The organism is Petrocella atlantisensis (genome assembly GCF_900538275.1).
GTDB lineage: Bacteria > Bacillota > Clostridia > Lachnospirales > Vallitaleaceae > Petrocella > Petrocella atlantisensis.
On sequence record NZ_LR130778.1, the window covers coordinates 2,883,496 to 2,903,204 of the forward strand.

Consider the following 19,709-nt stretch of genomic DNA (forward strand, 5'->3'; position numbering starts at 1 on the left):
GGTTCTCCTAGTGCCATAAGTAAAAATTAATTATAAATTGATACGAAACATTATAAAGTGGTAAAAAAGGGAATCTCGAAAGAGATTTTCTCAGGTTGTAGACAAAGTAGGACCAGACAGGGACAGTTTTTGTGGTTTGATAAATGAAGTACATTATAGAGGACTGAAAGAAGTTTTTTGTTTCTTAATATAGGTGGATACTAGAAAGTAGAGTGAGATGCATTGTGAATAAAAAAACCGAAATAATAAAAGATGGTGTACTAGTTACCATGGGTAGCTTCCTTATATTAGTGGTAGCGTTCATGTTGTATTATGTATTATTTATGATTTTTAGTACCATGACGAACAAAGACACCACGTATAGCTTCGTAGCATCATTACGTATTGGATATGGGATTATTTGGATGATTTTTTGCTTTATTATATATAAAACGAGCCTACCAGAATGGTTCAAAGCAAGCATTCTAGTTGGCTCACTTACCACATTCATGGCTGGAATTGGCGTCCAATCATATAGAACACCAATTGTGATCAACTTGGTTTTACTTATAATTTCTGCAGCAGGCATGGTCCTCCTTATTAAGACGAAAATGAAGTGGCATCACTATTATGCTCTTGTATTGTCAGTAATGGCTACAATATTTTATATGTGGTGATTTTGTTCTTAGGTTCTCTTGGTTCCAATCGTATCCATTATTCTTAGAAATACGTGAAAAACACTCAGAAAGCATTAGTATTATCTGAACTTGTACGGTACAATATATGCAAGTAAATAAGATTAAATCAAGTAAGTCCTTATCTCTAGAGTATGTGACAGGTAGTATCAATGAAAAAAGTGCAGTTATTATTAGGAGTGGCCGTACTGTGAAAAATACAAAAAAATTAGTACTATTCATCATTTACATTTTCCTTCAGTGTACCTGGGGGATGCTTCAAACCTTAGCAGGCTTGTTGGTGTTTTTACTTAATATTACAAGTAGCCATAATCTATATCACGGGGCAGTTCGAACATTTTGGTCTGCTAAGAGCGGGTTATCTCTTGGATTATTTATCTTTGTTCCTGCGAATTGTTCAAGGGAGATATCTGAAAAAATGTCAGTTCATGAGTATGGACATACTCTACAATCATTACTTCTTGGTCCATTGTATTTACTGGTGATTGGTTTGCCATCATTTATTTGGTTTCTGTTATATCCTATTAACAAAAAGAAAAAGGGAATTTATTATTATGACTTTATTATCGAAAAATGGGCGGATGCATGGGGTAAAAAAGCGTGCGCTTTAATTTATAGGAGGCAATTATGAAAATCAGAAGAACAACATTAGAAGATCTAGACGAGATACTCATCATATATGCAGATGCACGAGCATTTATGAAGAAACAGAACAATTCGGGCCAATGGGGTGAGGATTATCCAAGGAGAGAACTTCTTGAAAGTGATATCAGTCTAGATAGGAGTTATGTATGTGTCTTAGACAACCATATCGTAGGCACATTCTGTTTTGAAGTGGGCATTGACCCTACTTATCTGGAGATATTTGAAGGTGCTTGGTTGGATGACGCGCCCTACGCTGTGATACACCGGATTGCTTCAGCCAAAGGCAGTAAGGGTGTGGCATCTTTTTGTGTTAACTGGTGCTTTAATCAACACCCGAACATACGCATTGATACCCATAGAAACAATGATCCTATGATTAGTTTCTTGGAGAAGAATGGCTATGTGAGATGTGGGATTATATACATTGAAAATGGAGATGAGAGGATTGCCTTTCATAAAGTTAACTAGATACAAACAATCAGCCTGATGAGAACCATCCATACCATTAGAAACGCGACTGGATATCATTACAACTTGACAAAAACCTAACAATTGTCTATAATAGTAAAGTAGTTTGAGCGAAAGACAAAGGTGTTTGTCGTGTAATACGATTATGGCATATGGCTTGTGCTCTATTTTTTTATCTAGAAACATAACGGAGGAGAATTATTATGAAAAAATTATTTGCGTTACTATTTTCAACAGTATTAGCGGTGAGTGTTTTGGCCGGATGCGGTTCCAAAGAGACAGAAGAAGGAACCACAGAACAAGCAAATGGTAAGAAATGGGTTATTGCAACAGACACAGTTTTTAAGCCATTTGAGTACACCAATGAAAACAATGAATTTGTTGGTATTGACGTAGACCTGTTAGCAGCAATCGCAGAAGATCAAGGATTTGAGTATGAATTACAAAGTCTTGGTTGGGATGCAGCCATCGCAGCGGTTCAAGCTGGACAAGCGGATGCAATTATTGCAGGTGCTTCAATTACAGAAGACCGTAAGGCTTCAGGATGGATTTTCTCAGACGGATACTACAATGCAACACAAACATTTGTAGTAGCTGAAGGCAGTGACATAAAAGGCTTTGAAGATCTTGCAGGCAAGAACGTAGCAGTGAAAAATGCAACAGCAGGTGCTGATTTTGCAAACAGTATAAAAGATGAGTATGGATTTACAATTACTACATTTGAAGATTCACCAACAATGTATCAAGATGTTACACTTGGAAACAGTGCAGCATGTGTAGAAGACACACCAATCATGGCAACTTCTATTAAAGAAGGCGCACTACCACTTATGATTGTTGAAGGTATGGAAAATGAAGGTTCTCCTTATGGATTCGCAATCATGGATGAAGCCAATCAAGAATTACTGGATATGTTTAATGCTGGATTAGAAAGTATTAAAACAAGCGGTAAATATGAAGAGATCATAAATACATATCTAAAATAATAATACCAAGTTAGTTTTACTTAGGACGTGGGGGACTTTTTAAGCCTCTCACGTTCTTGTTATCATCAGGTATTAGGATCAAAATAATGATGAAAAGGAGAACAAATCAATGAGCTTGATTATTCAAACGTATGGCTCGATGCTTCTTGGAGCACTGGGTAAGACTTTATTGCTAACCCTATTGTCATTGTTTTTTGCTATGATTATCGGAATGATTTTTGCGTTGATGAATGTAGGTCACAATCGTTTCTTCAACTTTCTTGGAATTGCGTACGTAGATGCAGTGCGTGGCGTTCCCTTGATTGTTTTGGCATACTTCATTTATTTCGGCTTACCGACGGCGATTAGAATGATGGGCGTTACGGATTTTAGACTGACAGCTTTGCAAGCCGGTACGATGGCCTTATCTATGAACTGTGGAGCCTACATGGCCGAGATTATTCGTGCGGGGATTGAAAGTGTTGACCGAGGGCAGATGGAAGCCAGTAGAAGCTTAGGTTTAACGTATGCAAAAAGCATGCAATTGGTTGTGGTACCACAAGCCATTCGCACGATGATACCATCAATTATTAATCAATTCATCATTACCCTAAAAGATACATCCATTCTTTCAGTTATCGGTTTTCCAGAGCTTACCAATATGGGTAAAACCATCAGCGGTAATACCTTTAAGAGTCTGGAAACATGGGCAATTGTCGGTATTATGTATATGGTCGTCATAATTACACTTAGTAAAATAGCAAAAAGAGTTGAGAGGAGGGTAAACCGTGGAAGGTAGAAAAACGATTGTTCATGTCGATAATCTGAAGAAGAACTTCGGTAGTCTGGAAGTACTAAAAGAAATCAGCATTGATATTTACGAAGGTGAAGTTGTCGTCGTACTTGGACCGTCCGGAAGCGGGAAATCCACTTTTCTTCGCTGCTTAAATCAGCTAGAGACAGCTACAGGTGGTACAATTATTATTGATGACGTGAATATAACAGATAAACACACGGACATTAACAAGGTTCGGGAAAACATAGGCATGGTATTCCAACAATTCAATCTTTTTGCCCATAAAACAGTTGCAGAAAACATTATGCTTGCACCGGTGCATCTGAAAACAATGACCAAAGAAGAGAGCAAGGTTAAGTGTTTGCAATTACTAGAACGTGTAGGTATGCCCGAAAAAGCAGAAGCTTATCCATCTCAACTTTCAGGTGGACAAAAGCAACGTGTCGCGATTGCTAGATCTCTTGCTATGAATCCGGACATCATGTTGTTTGATGAGCCGACTTCAGCTCTTGACCCTGAAATGGTTGGAGAAGTATTAGCGGTTATGAAGGAACTGGTAGCAGATGGTATGACCATGATTGTTGTAACCCATGAGGTTGGTTTTGCAAGAGAAGTAGCGGATAGAATCGTCTTTATGGATGGTGGCTATATAGTCGAACAAGGTACACCGGAGGAAGTATTTCAACATCCTAAGGAACCCAGAACCATTGACTTTCTTAATAAAGTCTTATAGTCAAAAAAGGAGCATCCTATGAAAAAGATAATAACAATTAGTCGTGAATTCGGAGCCGGTGGTGGTGAGATGGGAAGATTAATTGCCAAGACTTTGAATTATGAATATTATGATAAAGAGATTATTCTAAGAGCAGCAAGAGAATCAAATGTTGATATAGAACGTCTGTTGAAATGGGATGAAAAGGTTCCGATGGATTTTGGTTTTGCACAAAGTTTGTTTGATTTTTATAACAGGCCGTTAAGTGATCGACTTTTTGATATTCAACAGCAAGTGATTAGGGAAATCGGTGAAAAGGGTAATTGTGTGATTGTTGGAAGAAACGCCAATATGATTCTTAAAGAATTTGATTACACACTTCATTTGTTCGTGCATGCTGATCACCATTGGCGTCTGGAACGTATGAAGAAAAAGATGCCCAATCAAAAAGAAGCTAAAATCAATGAACAGATTCATGCTATTGATCGAACACGAAAAAAATATTGTTCCCATTATACCAATACAGAATTTGGCGTTGCAGATTATTACGATATCAGTTTAAATACAGGTACAATTGGTATAGAAAACTGTGCGGATATCATCTGTAACCTTGCAAGGCAAAAATAGAATGCATGAAGACTATGTATAAGAAGTATACGTTGGTTGACGGTTAAAAACTCAAAGGATGATCCTTTGAGTTTTTTATTATATGAATTGGAATGTAGGGTGAAATGAAATTGTCAATCATCATATTTATGGTATAATAAAATAAGAAAACAGTAGGATTTTGGAAGGCAAAACAATGGGAAATCAGATTAAGACGAAGGCGATTGTATTACATGAAATGCCAATTGGAGATTACGACAAACGGTTGGTACTGCTTACAAAAGAGCTTGGTAAGATTACAGTATTTGTCAAAGGCGTTAGAAGATCTAACAGCAAAATGTTATCCTGTGCCCAGGTCTTTGCCTATGGCGATTTTATTGTTTCAAAAGGTAAAAACTGTTATAATGTTTATGAAGCCCAACTGATTGAATACTTCCATGGTTTGAGAATGGATATGGAAGATTTGACTTATGGTATGTACCTTATGGAGTTTGTGGATTACACAACCCATGAAGATATGGATAATGTGGATTTGATGCATCTATTGCTTTACACTTTAAATGCCATTAACCACAAACGTATGCCGGCCAGACTGGCAATTAGGATTTTTGAACTTAAGGCGATGAGCATATTGGGTTATACCCCTTGGGTGAACGATTGTGCCGTTTGTCATGATGAGAATAATATCAAATTCTTCAGTACACAGATTGGCGGTTTCTTATGTCATGATAAAACTCACTTGGTCAAAGATAAGATTAAGATTAATGGGGCAACGGTATATGCCATAAGGTATGTGTTGTCAAAGCCGATGAAAGATATTTTTTCCTTTGAGTTAGACCAAGAAGCACTTTTAGAACTTGAATTCATTATGAATCAGTTCGTTTCATTAAACCTAAATAAAAAATTTAAGACTTTAGATTTTTTATTAACACTATAAAAACAATATCACCGTAACGAGGAGGACTTAGTATGGCAGATTTTTTTAGTAAGTTAAAAAAAGGTATCGATAAGGGTACAGCGATTGTAAGCACGAAATCATCAACCATGATTGAAGTGAACAAGCTTAAATCCGAAATCAGTACAACTCAAAAGGTTAAAAAAGAAACATTACTAGAACTGGGTACAAAAGTATTCACCTTATATCAAGAGGGTGCTTTTGACATTGGCCAAGTACAAGACTTGATTACCAGCATAGGAGAAGCTGATATTAAAGTGGCAGAACTTGAAGTACAGATTGCGAAGATTCAAGAGGAAGAAAAAACAAAATTAGATGAAATTAATGCGGTAACACCTGAAGTTGAAAAAACGGTTCAGGATGTTGAAGTTCAAGTAGTAGAAGTGGTAGAAGTTGTGGAAAAAGCAAGTGATCAAGCTGAAGAAGTAGTAGAAGGTACCATCGATGCAGCAAAAGATAAGATTGAATAAAGGAATCCAATGATTTTAAGATTGTTTCAGACAATGAACGATGCTCAGTTCTATCTGGAACAATCTTTTTATTGAATTAGAAGGAGCAAAAAATGGCCAACCATGATCAGAAAAATCGAAAAAATATATATAGAGATGACCTTTTCTTAGCGGTTTTAGCTGCCATTAGTTCTTATGGTGATATATATAATTTTGATGAGGACGGGATATCGATAGATCAGATTATGGAATCAGCGAAGCACATCTATACGGAAAATCAAATGTACACTTTTTCATCTCATGTCATGAAGCATTTACTTTCCATAGTCTGCTTAGGTAATAAAGACGAAGAAAAGATGATATCCGGTTTTGTAGCGTCTAAGATGGATGGTATGTATATGATTACTTATGGTATTGGATCATATCAAACATTTGAAAAGCTGATTTTGAACGATGTGATACCTCGTACCATCCAAGCATCAATAACAAGAAATAGAGAGACAGGACATAGTATGTTTACAGATAATACTTTTATGTTGTTTTTTGGTCATGATTGGGGAACGGATCATATCATCTTCATTGAATCTAAGAAGCCTATCGGTGCATGGGAAAAAAATCTAATACAACTTTATGAAGTAAATCTTATAGAAGACTATGCAAAGCTATGTAGACTTAATCGAAATAGGTTAAACACTGAAAAACTGGTTCAAACCCTAAGTGAAGTTATAGAGACCAAATCCAAAGAAATGAACCACCATGTTAGGAGAGTGGCGTCGTATTCGAGACTATTAGCAGAGGGCTATGGCTTAGATCATGAAAGCATTGAAACACTTGAAGTGGCCGCTATGATTCATGATATTGGTAAGTTGACCATACCGGAGAGCATCTTAAATAAACCTGGAAAATTGAGTACGGAAGAATTTGAAAGTGTTAAAAAACATGCTACGGCAGGCTATGCCATGATGAAGACGTCAAAACATGACTTAATTCAAACAGCCGCCGTAATTGCACTGGAACATCATGAAAAATGGAATGGAACTGGCTATCCGGCAGGTCTAAAGAAAGATGCGACACATTTATATGGTAGGATTGTGGCTTTGGCAGATGTATTTGATGCATTAAGCACAGACCGAGTTTATAAAAAGGCTTGGCCACTAGAGCAGATTGTTGAGTTGTTTAAAAAGGAACGTGGCGAACATTTTGACCCGAAGCTTGTGGATATCTTGCTTGAGAATATTCATGAATTTATGTACATTAGAGACGAGGCATCAAGAAAAATGTTGTAAGTTTATCGCATCCATGTGTAACTCAAAATAAGATAAGATAAGTATAAGGCAACAAGAACCATACCTTCTTTTCTACTGATACTATGGTCTTTAGACCTAGCAAATTGCCTGAAGGCTAAGAGGATAATAATCATAGCAGGGAACTGTAATTGGTAAAAACTTGAATCTACGGCTAGTCCGTTTGAAGTGACAGCTGCTGCAGCGCCTATTACAAAAAGCACATTAAGGATATCAGCGCCTATGATGTTACCAACAGCGAGTTCACCATGTCCTTTTCGTACAGCGGCAATAGCGGTTGTAAGTTCAGGTAAACTGGTACCAAATGCCACGAGAGTCGCGGCGATAATGCTTTGGGGAATGCCGAACCGGATGGCTGTTAATTCAATACTTGGTATTAATAATTTAGATGATAAAATGACCATAGATATGGCAAACAGAAGCTTAGCAACTTGAAAAATAACAGGACTTTTAACAACATCCAGTTTCTCGAATACCTCATTGCCATTTCTAGCCCAACGGATCATCATATACATATAAACAAACAATAAAATGAGCAGTGCAAAGCCCATCCATTGATGGATGATGCCTTGATTATTTCTACCAAATATAGGTAAGGCAAAAAAAACCAACAGGAGGGCTGAGCCGATCTGAATACGTCCTTGACGGTTTAGAGTTTTCTGATCGATGGGCAAGTATCCGATGATAGCTGCAAGACCAAGTATGAGTCCGGTATCTGCTATGATAGAGCCGACGCCATTTCCTAAGGCTAGGTCAGGATTGCCCTGAATCGCAGCAAGAACTGAAACAGAGGCCTCAGGTAAAGTCGTGCCAAGAGATACAATAGTAGCACCTATAATGGACTTGGGTATGCCCCATTGAATAGATAGGCTTACAGCCTCATCCACCAAAAAATCGGCACTTTTACTAAGGATGACCAAGCTAATGGCGGCAATAAGTATTAATACAATTGTGGGTAGAGTCTCCAGTAGTTGAACATACAATTCTTCCATTTTAATTCTCTCACTCTCAAAATAATGTTAAAGTCTTAAACAACGCTATCCTATATCAATCTAATAATAGGGTTATAAAGTCTGTTTGTCAATCAAGAAGCAAGTGATAAATTGAGGTTCTAATCAGGATCGATACAAAGAGTAGTATCTTGTATTTTTAACGTACATATATATGTACAAACTATGTACAATTTTATAGTGTCATGCTATAATGGCTGTATAAGACAAAATGGTTAAGAATCAAAACACCGTTTTTGGCCACTTAACCAGATTTATAAATCTGTAAAGACTGAGAGGAGAATGATATGGACAAGAGATTAGAACTTTTAAGGAAAAAAAGTAGAATTGTATATGACATGAACTGCATAAAGAAGTATATTGAGATGGGCGACTTTGATGCAAGTCTTGAAAAAGCTTGGGATAAGTATCAACTAAGTCTAGATAAAGTGGATTCAGAGTTAAAGCTTCTATCAAATCCATCCACCAAAGAATTGGAAGATCTTAAAATGGAACGCCTAGCAAAAATAAAGGAATATGAACGCCACATAGAATTAATTAAAGAGCAATTGGAAGAGATTGACGAAGAGTTAAAGGTCTTGAGTCAATAAATCAAGATTAATATGAATCAAGATATACTAAGTAGTAACTTAAGGTGAGAATCTGAAGTTGCTACTTTTTTTGTTATTTAATATCCTAGACATTATCTAAAAAATATGGAAAATATGGCATTATAACTAAAAAATTTGATATATATACAAAAAGTATGACATATGCTATACTTATTAGAGGATAAGTGAATATTATCTGTTAATTATTTAACTTTTAAGTTAATTAATTAACAATACTTGAACCCACATTTTTTTGACAGAACCCAACATCCAGTTGCATCAAAACCACTCAAACTTGACTGAACCATTATAGGCATGATGAACACAAGAATAAACTAAAGGAGAGGTATAATGAGAACAATGGTTAAGACGGCAATGAATGGAGGGCTTAATGATGCAAAAAACTTGTAATTGTGAAGCAATGACAGATCAGGAGAAATTGAAATTCATTCAGGATGTAATAGAGGATTATGATCATGACCCTAGTAGTCTGATTCAGATTCTTCATGTGGCTCAGAATGTATATGGTTATCTACCCATAGAAGTTCAGGAGCATATTGCAGATCAATTGGATTTGCCTTTATCTCGAGTATCCGGTGTGGTCAGCTTTTACAGTTTATTCACAACCGTACCAAAAGGTAAATATGTTATAAAAATCTGTCTAGGGACGGCATGCTATGTGAGAGGCAGTAAAAGGGTCATAGAACGCCTTGAAAAAATATTAAAAATAAAGCTTGGGGAAACTACAGAAGACAAAAAGTATTCCTTAGAAATAACAAGATGTATGGGCGCTTGTGGATTAGCCCCTGCCATGTCCATTAATGAAGAACTCTATATGCAAGTGAATCCGGATAAGCTGATGGATATCTTAGAGAATCTGGAAGGTGGTGAAATACAATGATTAAGACTTTTGAAGAGCTTAATAGAATCAAATTCAACCATAACCAGATGATCAAAGAGAAAGAAAGAATTATTAATGTTTGCTTCGGTGCTGGGTGTATTTCAGCAAAATGTGAAGCCATTTATCAGGAATTATGTAAAAGCCTTAATACATTCGGGATTGCAGACAAAGTTAAGATCAATCAGACAGGTTGTATTGGTGCCTGTGATTATGGTCCATCCTTATACATATTGCCAGATGATATTTATTACTGTAAGTTGGTACCACAGGACATTGAAACCATTGTTAAAACGCATTTAATTGGCAATCAAATCGTTAAAGAAAAATGCTATTATGACGAGACAGTGGATAAAACTTATGAGCATTTGAAGGACATACCTTTTTTTAGCAAACAGCAAAAAAGTGTTATGAAAAACTGTGGTGTCATGGATTACTATAGCCTGGAAGCTTATATAGGTAGTGACGGTTATCACAGCCTTTATAACATTATCAAAGAAAAAACACAAATAGAAGTGATTGATATCATAAAAGCCTCCGGACTAAGAGGTAGAGGCGGCGGTGGTTACTTAACCGGTCTGAAATGGGAAGCCGGTTATAAATCCGTTAGTGATCAAAAGTATATCATCTGTAACGCGGATGAAGGGGACCCGGGTGCATTTATGGATCGATGTCTCTTAGAAGGCGACCCTCATACGATATTAGAAGGTATGGCTATAGGTGGCTATGCGATAGGGGCTAATATAGGCATTATCTATATCCGTGCAGAATATCCTTTGGCGGTTGAACGATTAACAGTAGCTATTGGTCAAGCAAGAGATGAAGGTTTATTAGGGGACCATATTTTCAACAGTAACTTCTCATTTGATGTAGAAATTAGAACAGGTGCAGGTGCGTTTGTTTGCGGTGAAGAAACAGCTTTACTCCATTCTATAGAAGGTAAGAGGGGTGAGCCCAGTCAGAAGCCACCTTACCCAACAGACAAGGGTCTATATGGTATGCCGACAGTTATCAACAATGTTGAGACATTGGCCAATATTCCAATGATCATGTTAAATGGTGTGGATTGGTTCAGACAATATGGTACAGAAAAAAGTAAAGGTACAAAAATATTTGCTGTTGCCGGTGCCATAAGAAACTCAGGTATGGTTGAAGTACCTATGGGTGTGACCCTCGGTGATATTATTTTTGATATTTGTGGTGGATTAAAAAAAGATAAAAGCTTCAAGGCGGCTCAGACAGGTGGACCCTCAGGTGGTTGTTTGACTTGCGAGTCTTTGAACACACCTGTAGACTACGACTCACTTATTGAAAAAGGCGCCATTATGGGATCCGGTGGTCTGATTATTATGGATGAAGACAACTGTATGGTGGATGTGGCTAAGTTTTTCATGGAGTTTGTGCAGGAAGAATCTTGTGGTAAATGTGTCCCCTGTAGACTTGGTACAAAAAGAATGCTTGAGATCTTAGAGCGTATAACGACAGGCTACGGGGTAGAAGGTGACATAGAAAAGCTGATTGAACTGGGAGAAAGTATCAAAGTCTCAGCGCTTTGTGGCTTGGGTCAGACGGCACCGAATCCAGTACTGAGTACGATTCATTACTTTAGAGATGAATATGAGGCCCATATAAAAGAAAAACGTTGTAGTGCAGGTGTCTGTATGGATCTGTTCTTATCACCATGCCAGAATGCATGTCCGGCAGGTGTTAATGTACCGGGCTATCTATCTCTTGTAGGTGAAGGCAGATTTGTAGATGCTTTTAATCTAATTAGACGAGAAAACCCATTCCCGGCAGTATGTGGTCGTGTCTGTACCCATCCTTGTGAGAGCAAATGCAGAAGAAGTCAGTTGGATGAAGCTTTGGCCATTGCAGACGTTAAGCGTTTTATAGCTGACAAAGTCTATGGCATGAACGAACCTTACAGAGCGATTCAGTTCCCAGCAAAAGGTAAAAAGGTTGCTATTATAGGTGCAGGACCTTCAGGCTTGACTTGTGGATTCTATTTGGCGCAAACAGGCTATGATGTCAGTGTTTATGAGTCACTGGACCAAGCCGGCGGTATCTTAAGGTTTGGTATTCCTGAATACCGATTGCCTAAGAAAATGCTACAACAGGAAATCGATGCACTGAAACAATCCGGTGTTAAGATTTACTTAAACACAGAGATTGGAAAAGATGTTATGTTTGCGGATTTGCGTGCCAATCATGACGCCATATATATTTCAACAGGTACCCAGTACAGTAATAATATGGGTATTGAAGGTGAGCATCTTATTAATGTCTACCCAGGCCTTGATTTCTTAAGAGATGTCAATATGGGTAAAGACGTACAAGTAGGCGAGAAGGTGGCAATCATCGGAGGCGGAAGTACAGCCATGGATGCGGCTAGAACAGCTTTAAGACTTGGTTCCAAAGAAGTCCATGTTCTATACCGAAGACTTCAAACGGATATGCCTGCAGACCCAAGAGAGATTGAAGAAGGCATAGAAGAAGGTATTATCCTTCATACCTTGGTAGCACCCATAGCCATAGAAGGTGATGAAAAAGTAAAATCCATCAAGTTGATACAATTGACCCAAGGTGAATTTGACGGCTCAGGAAGAAGAAGGCCTATTCCGGCGTCTGGATCAGAGTTTAATATGGATGTTGATATGGTCATTCCGGCAGTGAGTCAACATAGTGATTTGCCATTTATTGACAAAGATGAGATTGAGATGACAGCATGGGGTACTTTTGTTGTGGATGCCACCAGTGGTATGACAAGATTAGAAGGTGTCTTCGCCGGTGGTGATGTTGTTAGAGGTCCAGATACGGCTATATGGGCGATTGCAGACGGTAAAAGAGCTGCTGTGGCCATTGACCTGTATCTAGACGGTGACGGACAGTTGAACAAGGGTGAAGAAATCGATATACCAAAAGCAAGGGATGAGGATTCTCCGGATGAGCATATGCGTTTTGATCGACGTATGCTTGAAGTCGATGACCGTAGGTTCAACTTCAAAGAAGTTTCAAAAGGCTACCATAAACTCAATGCCATGGCAGAAGCTATGCGATGCTTAAGATGCGACAGGCGATAAGGGGGTAGGATCATGGTATCATTAAAAATCAACAATAAAACAGTAGAGGCAGATGAAAACGCAACCATTATGGAAGCAGCCAAAGCCAATGGCATACTGATTCCAAGCCTATGTTATTTGGAGGGTGTACACCAAGTCGGTTCTTGTCGAATCTGTGTGGTTGAGGTTGAAGGGTCTAAGAATCTTCAAGCATCATGTATTACAAAGGTAAGAGAAGGCATGACGGTTAAGACCAATACTCAAGAGGTCCGGAAAGTCAGAAAGGTCGTTTATGAGCTGATGATGTCCGATCACGATGATAACTGTTTGATTTGTTCAAGAAGTGGTGGTTGTGAATTTCAAGAGCTTGGTGAATGGATACAACTCAAAGAAGAGAATCCATATCAAGGCGCCCATTCAAAACTAGGTGTGAAAGATATCAGTAACCCATCTATAGAACGGGATTTATCCAAATGTATCCTTTGCAGAAGATGTATTACGGTCTGTAATGAAATACAAGGCATCGGGATTATGGAAAATCAAAATAGAGGCTTTGATTCCTTTGTAGGTCCGACAGAAGGCTTTGAACTTATGGATATTAACTGTACCTTCTGTGGTCAATGCACAACGGTTTGCCCTGTTGGTGCACTTAAGGAAAAAGATGCTACAGTGAATGTATGGGAAGCCCTACTGGATAAAAACAAAAGAGTTGTTGTTCAAACAGCACCGGCAGTTAGAGCGGCGCTTGGCGAGGAATTCGGTTATGAGCCGGGTACCTTAGTCACCGGGAAAATGGCTGCAGCGCTAAGAGAACTTGGGTTTGATGATGTATTTGATACGAATTTTGCTGCTGACCTAACCATCTTAGAAGAAGGTACGGAACTTCTAATGCGACTAAAAGCCTTGATAGCCGGTGATGAAACTTCATTGCCGATGATTACCAGCTGTAGCCCCGGATGGATTAAATATGTCGAGCATAAGTTTCCGGATCAACTGGACCATTTATCATCGTGTAAGTCGCCGCATATGATGTTAGGCGCCTTAGCAAAAAGCTTCTATGCCCAGCAGTTGGGAATAGATGCAAAAGATATGTATGTAGTATCTGTTATGCCTTGTACGGCAAAGAAATATGAGATCACACGGGAAGAGATGCTGGGCGATGTGGATGCTGTTCTGACAACCAGAGAACTGGCAAAAATGATCAAGGACGCCGGTATTGATTTTGTGAATCTAGATGATGAGCGTTTTGATAATCCAATGGGCTTATCCTCCGGTGCTGCTGATATTTTCGGAACCACCGGTGGCGTTATGGAAGCAGCCCTTAGAACAGTGTATGAGATCATAACCGGTACCGAAATGCCCTACGAAAACCTACATGTTCAGTCGGTGATGGGCCTTGAAGGTATAAAAGAAGGTAGCTTGTTTATAGAGAAGACCACACCGGAATGGTCAGGTCTTGAAGGTGTCACGGTTAGATATGCGGCTGCAAGTGGCTTATCCAATGCCAAAATATTATTAGAGCAGATTAGAAAAGAAGCATCACCATATCATTTTATAGAAATCATGGCGTGTCCTGGTGGATGTATCAGTGGTGGTGGCCAACCAAGATTAACCACACAAGCGATAAGGGAAAAAAGAATGGCTGCCATATACAGAGAAGATGAAGGCAAGACACTTAGAAAATCCCATGAAAATGAAGCCATCATCCATTTGTATGAAACCTATTTGAAAGAACCACTAGGACACAAATCCCATGAATTACTCCATACGCACTATGTAAAACGTAATATGTATTCAAAATAAAATCTATAGTAGAGGGCTATCTCAGAATACAAATTGAGATAGCCCTATTTTAGTTTTCTCACGTAATAAGATAAGAGTAATTCCACAATCAACATCGACCATGAGTTCATACATACTTTTCCATTTATCCCCATAGATGTAAATAGTAGCCAAATTATGCAATAATTAGGTAACAAAATACGATAAAGTATCTTAATTAACATAGACAAGTGGTTTATTGTTATGTATAATATTTAGGTGAGCTTAGAGAAACGAGTATTTTTTTGGGTTAGGAGGGGCGAGGCTTTGAAGCGTAAACAAGGGGGCATATCCATATTTTTAGCCATTGTATTTCTTACATTGGTGGCTTTTTCATGTTCCATAGTAGAGATAACAAGATATCAGATTGCTAGAATACAGGCAGAAAGGGCATTGCTGTCTGCTACCCAATCTGTTCTTGGCGGCTATGATCATATTCTTAAAAATGAGTATGGTATTTTTGCCAGAGATACGTATTACAGTGACTTAAACTATATAGACGGGCATGATATAAGCCCAGATGAAAATCCAGATGAAAACCATAGTCCAATGGCCAATGATTTGAAATATTACCTTGAAGGTAATATTCACAATGACCCGAATCGTTTAGAGAAAAGTCTTTTGGATGAATTTGGTTCACTCAAACACCCATCACCTTATAAATTAATCCCTTTGGAACTTGAGGACTTAAAGGTTGTAGGCGGTAGTCAGCTGATTAGCCACGAGGGGCTTGATTATGTCAAAAATGATATGGTGGCTTTTATGGAATTCAGAGCACCTTTACTATTATTGGAGCCATTTCTAGAGAAGGTCATGGTCGTAGAAAAATTAGGAAAGACCACTACATTTGTTCAGGCAAAGGATAATATTGTTAAGGAAACCAGTAGTATAGAAGAAGCCTATCTCAATCTCTATAGATGGATTGAAGGTATTGACATAAATCCATCCTCAGGAGTGATAACGGTGGTTGATGACAATTTTGTCAAAATCATCTTACCGAAAGTCAAGGTACAAAAACCGGAGATATCGGTTATACAGGTGGAGGCAATAAATACAAATCTAGAAAAAAAAGTGATTAATATAGGTAGACTTGTCTCATCCGTTGATGAAGTTAATAGCCAGTTCATATCAAGCATTATTGAACTGAAACGCTCTCAAGATAAGCAGGCTGAATTGGAAAATCGACAGGATAAGGTAAGGGATCAGATTCGGTCACTTAGAGATAAACTAAGATCAGAAGAAAATCCGGACCGTGCCACTTCCATCAAAAAAGAAATCAGTAGTAAGCAAAAAAGAGTTAAAGAAATAGGAAAACAGATCAAAGAGGTAGAGGAACTTAAGGAAAAACAAGTAGCAGAATTAACAACTCTATTTGAGACTCTGGATGAAAAAATGAAACATTTTAGTGGGTTAACCATTGGTGCGAATAGTGTACTTGAGATGAACAGAAAGGCTCGAGATGAGATTGAGTGGATTAAAGATAAAGGTGAAAGCCTGGAACAGAAGATTGATGGTTTTGTAAACAAGGAAACAAAAAATCAGGAAAACTATATTGTAAGAACTTTTGATCATGCTATAGATGAGCTTGAAGCCATCAAAACATCCTACGGGGCCAATATGCGCAAAGACAATTTTGACACATTGGGGAATCTTTCTTATATGCATGAACGTCTTGTGGATAACATTCAATTATTAGAAAAGCAAAAACCCATCATAGAAAAAGTTGTTGAGGATTACCCGGCTATGATAGCCGGATGTTTTGAAGAGGCCGGTTTTTCCAAACAAGAACTGATGATTCTAAATAAAGGTCAGGTATATGGTCCCCTTAAAGTCGGTATGGACCATTATGGAACCAAGACAATGGGTTATGCCACTATGAAAAAAGATATTCAGAGTGTTTGTGATTTGGTAAGTACCTATTATCGTAAAGATTTGTTCTTTGACTATTCAGACTATGGGTTAAATGGTCAAGTGACCATCAATGGAACATCTGTAGATGGCAAGGGTTTTTATGATAATGTGAAAAGCAATGTTGCAGGCCTTGATGTTCAAAACCTATTTGATGAGGTATTACCGGTGGAGTATGCCTTTGATAACACCTTACCTTCTGCCCTAGCGCTTTTTGATGAAGATATAACAAATACAGAGGACAAAAGGTCTGATGAAACCGAGCTCACAGCACTAGATGGAAAGCTTTTTTCTAATCTCACTCAGATTGGAACAGAATTTATAGACCTTTTATTGTTGAATGAATATGCCATTGGCATGTTTACTTCTATGACGGGGAAGTACGGCGTTGACAAAGAAGACCAAGAAGCCTTAACCTTGTCCGGATATAAGAAAAATGATCATGTCCTAGACTCAGAGCTTGAGTACATCATAACAGGAAAAACAAACCAACTAGAAGCGGTTACATCCATATCCACAAAAATAGTAGGTATGAGAATTGCTTTAAACACCATTCACTTGGTAACAGACCCTTCGAAAAGAACCATAATCATGAACCTTGCCAATGCAGTTGCCGGTTGGTGGAGCTTAGGTATAGGCGCTTTAGCCATAGCCCTGATTATTGGATTGCTATGGGCTACTGCGGAAAGCTTGGTGGATTTAGTGATGCTTTTGCAAGGTCAAAAAGTACCGCTACTAAAAACCAAGACAACGTGGTTCTTAGGTCCGGAAAATCTAACTTCAAAAGTCATAGAACGTGGTGGTGAGATAGCCATACAAAAAACACAGGATACTTTAATGGGTCTTCAGGAAAAAACGCAGAAATGGGTCATCGGACTTAAAGATCATCTTAGTGAGGAGGTTAACGGTTTATTAGAGGAACAGATTCAGACTATGCATATGGAAGGCGTTGGGATGGCCGATGCCATGGCACAAAGCTATGAAGATGATTTGTATAGAAAAATGGACGGTATATTATTATCCTACAATGAAGGTACAGCCTTAAATGTATCAGATTATCCAAGAACAGATAGCCGCTATGAAATACTGGAGATGTTCAAACAAGATGTAGCATCAGCCACGCATAACAAGGAAATCACCCAGTCATTATTGTCTGAAATCAAGCGAGATTTACAAGCTTCTTATAGCTTGAGAATTGAAAAACATAAAACACAAATTATAGCGGATGCATCAGAGATTACGAATCAGGGGTTTGACCAATTAGAGCATGCTGTTAACCAACAGATTGAAGTGCTAGCGAAAAAAGGTGAACAAATTTCTGCCGATTTTATCCTTGAACAGACCGAGCGTATTAATAAAGGTACAAAAAGTAAGTTACTGGATAAAAGCCAGACGGTAGATCCAAGTATTAAAGGTGAACAATTGACCGAATTTATTCCGACAGCCAGCTACGAAGACTACTTAAGACTCTTTATGCTGATGGATTGGAAGCGGCTGGATGAACGTGTTCTACGTATGCTAGATGTGATAGAGATTAATATGAAAAAGGGAAGAGAAAATGCATCATGGGCATTAGCGGACTATGTGTTTGGACTTGAGAGTAGGGTGACTTTTAAAGTCAGATATGGATTCATTAATATTATGCCGGGCTTTCAAGAAAGAAAGCGTCGCTTTAAAGGTTACCATAGGTTTGTTATAGAAGTGGGCAATGGTTATGAATAGACGAAAAGGCGCTTTAACGATTGAAGCCTCTATTATATTGCCTTTTGTTATCGTGACCATAAGCTTTATATTATATTTTATGAAGGTCTTTTATATTCAATCAGAAATAGATGGGGCAATGACGAGAATGGCCCATGATATGTCGGTCTATGCCTATGCTTTTGATAAAACTGGATTGGTGGAGGCTCAACAAGAAGTCTATATAGATGCTTATGAATCTCGTGCGTATAAATCATCCGTAGAATCGCTTTTAAAGAGCATTGATTTGCAATCTTTTAAACAGGCTCAATTTAGATTAGATTCAATACTAGGAACCGAGGAGGAGGCTATAGCACCATCGGATGGGTTGGGATGGAAACCTTTAGAGTTGGCCATTCAAATGGACAACATTCACAATCAGATATTTAATGTGGTATCAGAGATTAACCGGCATTATGAAGAAGCCTTAACCCATTCAAAAGGCCTTGCCCTGTCTGAAATGATGGATTTTTCAAACGGTTGGGTAGCGGCACAGATTTCAGAAGCTATGTTTAAGAATTATCTGGATGATGAGCGTCTTAGGTCATGGGGTGTCTACAGTGAAAAAGGTGTTATTGATTTTTCGGCATCTACCATGATGTTGTATGATGATACCATTAACATTGTGGCACGCTATCATATTGATATGCCTTTTGGCCATTTCATTGAAGATGGCCTACCAATCTACCAATCCGTTAAGGTAAGAGCTTTTACAGGCAGTTACGACGCCAATACCTCAATAAAGAAAATGAAGGCACCACAGGAACCATTGTACTTTATTGCAACAGCGTCTTCAGATAATTACAGTTACCATGTCTATTCTTGTTTGGTAAAAGATCTTTTTGAAGGCAGATATAGTGAACACGTTGTCGATGATGGTAAGTTGTGTATTTATTGTAAGACGAACTATAGTATACCGGTCAGTCAGGTGGAAAAGGCGTTATACCCTGTTTATTACACCAGTAAAACATCTAAAATACATCTAAGTAGAAACTGTCCTAGAATAAGAGCGATAGAAATTGAGGCAGTCACTAAAGAAGAAGCTGAGGCAAAAGGTTATTTGCCATGTAAAAAGTATGGCTGTGTAGAGAAGATGGAGGATCACTAAT

The 19,709-nt window shown here is 38.2% G+C and carries 17 protein-coding genes; 16 read left to right on the top strand and 1 reads right to left on the bottom strand.

From position 1 onward, the window contains the following. Positions 1-224 precede the first annotated feature (224 nt). The 10 genes from PATL70BA_RS13325 (at position 225) to PATL70BA_RS13370 (ending at position 7,556) form a co-directional block, all read left to right on the top strand. Positions 225-656: a hypothetical protein gene (locus tag PATL70BA_RS13325; protein WP_125137828.1), complete on the top strand. Its 432-nt coding sequence runs from the start codon at positions 225-227 to the stop codon at positions 654-656. Positions 657-762: 106 nt separating this feature from the next. Next, complete coding sequence (locus PATL70BA_RS13330; protein ID WP_172596246.1) at positions 763-1,305, top strand: hypothetical protein; 543 nt, start codon at positions 763-765, stop codon at positions 1,303-1,305. Further along, positions 1,302-1,787: a GNAT family protein gene (locus tag PATL70BA_RS13335; RefSeq protein WP_125137830.1), complete on the top strand. Its 486-nt coding sequence runs from the start codon at positions 1,302-1,304 to the stop codon at positions 1,785-1,787. Before PATL70BA_RS13330 ends, PATL70BA_RS13335 begins: the two co-directional genes overlap by 4 nt. 203 nt (positions 1,788-1,990) lie before the next feature. Next, entirely contained in the window at positions 1,991-2,773 is a 783-nt protein-coding gene (locus PATL70BA_RS13340; protein WP_125137831.1) for a transporter substrate-binding domain-containing protein, read from the top strand. A 109-nt stretch (positions 2,774-2,882) separates the two neighbouring features. Further along, complete coding sequence (locus PATL70BA_RS13345) at positions 2,883-3,551, top strand: amino acid ABC transporter permease (protein WP_125137832.1); 669 nt, start codon at positions 2,883-2,885, stop codon at positions 3,549-3,551. After that, the gene (locus tag PATL70BA_RS13350; protein ID WP_125137833.1) at positions 3,541-4,281 is read left to right on the top strand and encodes an amino acid ABC transporter ATP-binding protein; all 741 of its coding nucleotides are present in this window, start codon (positions 3,541-3,543) and stop codon (positions 4,279-4,281) included. Before PATL70BA_RS13345 ends, PATL70BA_RS13350 begins: the two co-directional genes overlap by 11 nt. 18 nt (positions 4,282-4,299) lie before the next feature. Then, positions 4,300-4,887 carry a cytidylate kinase-like family protein gene (locus tag PATL70BA_RS13355; RefSeq protein WP_125137834.1) on the top strand — a complete coding sequence of 196 codons (588 nt, stop codon included), beginning with the start codon at positions 4,300-4,302 and terminating at the stop codon, positions 4,885-4,887. 175 nt (positions 4,888-5,062) lie between these two features. Continuing rightward, complete coding sequence (gene recO / locus PATL70BA_RS13360) at positions 5,063-5,803, top strand: DNA repair protein RecO (protein ID WP_125137835.1); 741 nt, start codon at positions 5,063-5,065, stop codon at positions 5,801-5,803. A gap of 32 nt (positions 5,804-5,835) precedes the next feature. Next, a complete protein-coding gene (locus PATL70BA_RS13365; protein WP_125137836.1) occupies positions 5,836-6,291 on the top strand; it encodes a hypothetical protein in 456 nt (151 codons plus the stop codon). Positions 6,292-6,383: 92 nt separating this feature from the next. Next, positions 6,384-7,556, top strand: a complete 1,173-nt coding sequence (locus PATL70BA_RS13370) for an HD domain-containing phosphohydrolase (protein WP_125137837.1) — start codon at positions 6,384-6,386, stop codon at positions 7,554-7,556. Positions 7,557-7,558: 2 nt separating this feature from the next. Here the strand turns inward: PATL70BA_RS13370 and PATL70BA_RS13375 are convergent, their stop codons facing one another. Beyond that, entirely contained in the window at positions 7,559-8,566 is a 1,008-nt protein-coding gene (locus PATL70BA_RS13375; RefSeq protein ID WP_125137838.1) for a calcium/sodium antiporter, read from the bottom strand. Between the two features lie 305 nt (positions 8,567-8,871). Between PATL70BA_RS13375 and PATL70BA_RS13380 the strand changes: the two genes are divergently transcribed. The 6 genes from PATL70BA_RS13380 to PATL70BA_RS13405 all read left to right on the top strand — a co-directional run bounded on the left by PATL70BA_RS13380 (position 8,872) and on the right by PATL70BA_RS13405 (position 19,708). Continuing rightward, positions 8,872-9,174 (top strand): hypothetical protein, encoded by a 303-nt coding sequence (locus tag PATL70BA_RS13380; protein WP_125137839.1) that lies wholly within the window; start codon positions 8,872-8,874, stop codon positions 9,172-9,174. Between the two features lie 391 nt (positions 9,175-9,565). Continuing rightward, on the top strand, positions 9,566-10,075 hold the full coding sequence (locus PATL70BA_RS13385; protein ID WP_125137840.1) for an NADH-quinone oxidoreductase subunit NuoE family protein: 510 nt from the start codon (positions 9,566-9,568) through the stop codon (positions 10,073-10,075). Continuing rightward, the gene (locus tag PATL70BA_RS13390; RefSeq protein WP_125137841.1) at positions 10,072-13,152 is read left to right on the top strand and encodes an NADH-ubiquinone oxidoreductase-F iron-sulfur binding region domain-containing protein; all 3,081 of its coding nucleotides are present in this window, start codon (positions 10,072-10,074) and stop codon (positions 13,150-13,152) included. Before PATL70BA_RS13385 ends, PATL70BA_RS13390 begins: the two co-directional genes overlap by 4 nt. Positions 13,153-13,164: 12 nt before the next feature. Next, entirely contained in the window at positions 13,165-14,934 is a 1,770-nt protein-coding gene (locus tag PATL70BA_RS13395) for an NADH-dependent [FeFe] hydrogenase, group A6 (RefSeq protein ID WP_125137842.1), read from the top strand. Positions 14,935-15,219: 285 nt separating this feature from the next. Continuing rightward, positions 15,220-18,582: a DUF5702 domain-containing protein gene (locus PATL70BA_RS13400; RefSeq protein ID WP_125137843.1), complete on the top strand. Its 3,363-nt coding sequence runs from the start codon at positions 15,220-15,222 to the stop codon at positions 18,580-18,582. After that, complete coding sequence (locus tag PATL70BA_RS13405) at positions 18,575-19,708, top strand: TadE/TadG family type IV pilus assembly protein (protein ID WP_125137844.1); 1,134 nt, start codon at positions 18,575-18,577, stop codon at positions 19,706-19,708. Before PATL70BA_RS13400 ends, PATL70BA_RS13405 begins: the two co-directional genes overlap by 8 nt. The last annotated feature ends 1 nt before the right edge of the window (position 19,709 follow it).

Coding starts and splice junctions, on each gene's coding strand:
- PATL70BA_RS13395 (WP_125137842.1), top strand. CDS start 13,165: ATGGTATCATTAAAAATCAACAATAAAACAGTAGAGGCAGATGAAAAC.
- PATL70BA_RS13355 (WP_125137834.1), top strand. CDS start 4,300: ATGAAAAAGATAATAACAATTAGTCGTGAATTCGGAGCCGGTGGTGGT.
- recO (WP_125137835.1), top strand. CDS start 5,063: ATGGGAAATCAGATTAAGACGAAGGCGATTGTATTACATGAAATGCCA.
- PATL70BA_RS13335 (WP_125137830.1), top strand. CDS start 1,302: ATGAAAATCAGAAGAACAACATTAGAAGATCTAGACGAGATACTCATC.
- PATL70BA_RS13330 (WP_172596246.1), top strand. CDS start 763: ATGCAAGTAAATAAGATTAAATCAAGTAAGTCCTTATCTCTAGAGTAT.
- PATL70BA_RS13390 (WP_125137841.1), top strand. CDS start 10,072: ATGATTAAGACTTTTGAAGAGCTTAATAGAATCAAATTCAACCATAAC.
- PATL70BA_RS13345 (WP_125137832.1), top strand. CDS start 2,883: ATGAGCTTGATTATTCAAACGTATGGCTCGATGCTTCTTGGAGCACTG.
- PATL70BA_RS13375 (WP_125137838.1), bottom strand. CDS start 8,566: ATGGAAGAATTGTATGTTCAACTACTGGAGACTCTACCCACAATTGTA.
- PATL70BA_RS13380 (WP_125137839.1), top strand. CDS start 8,872: ATGGACAAGAGATTAGAACTTTTAAGGAAAAAAAGTAGAATTGTATAT.
- PATL70BA_RS13405 (WP_125137844.1), top strand. CDS start 18,575: ATGAATAGACGAAAAGGCGCTTTAACGATTGAAGCCTCTATTATATTG.
- PATL70BA_RS13365 (WP_125137836.1), top strand. CDS start 5,836: ATGGCAGATTTTTTTAGTAAGTTAAAAAAAGGTATCGATAAGGGTACA.
- PATL70BA_RS13385 (WP_125137840.1), top strand. CDS start 9,566: ATGATGCAAAAAACTTGTAATTGTGAAGCAATGACAGATCAGGAGAAA.
- PATL70BA_RS13340 (WP_125137831.1), top strand. CDS start 1,991: ATGAAAAAATTATTTGCGTTACTATTTTCAACAGTATTAGCGGTGAGT.
- PATL70BA_RS13370 (WP_125137837.1), top strand. CDS start 6,384: ATGGCCAACCATGATCAGAAAAATCGAAAAAATATATATAGAGATGAC.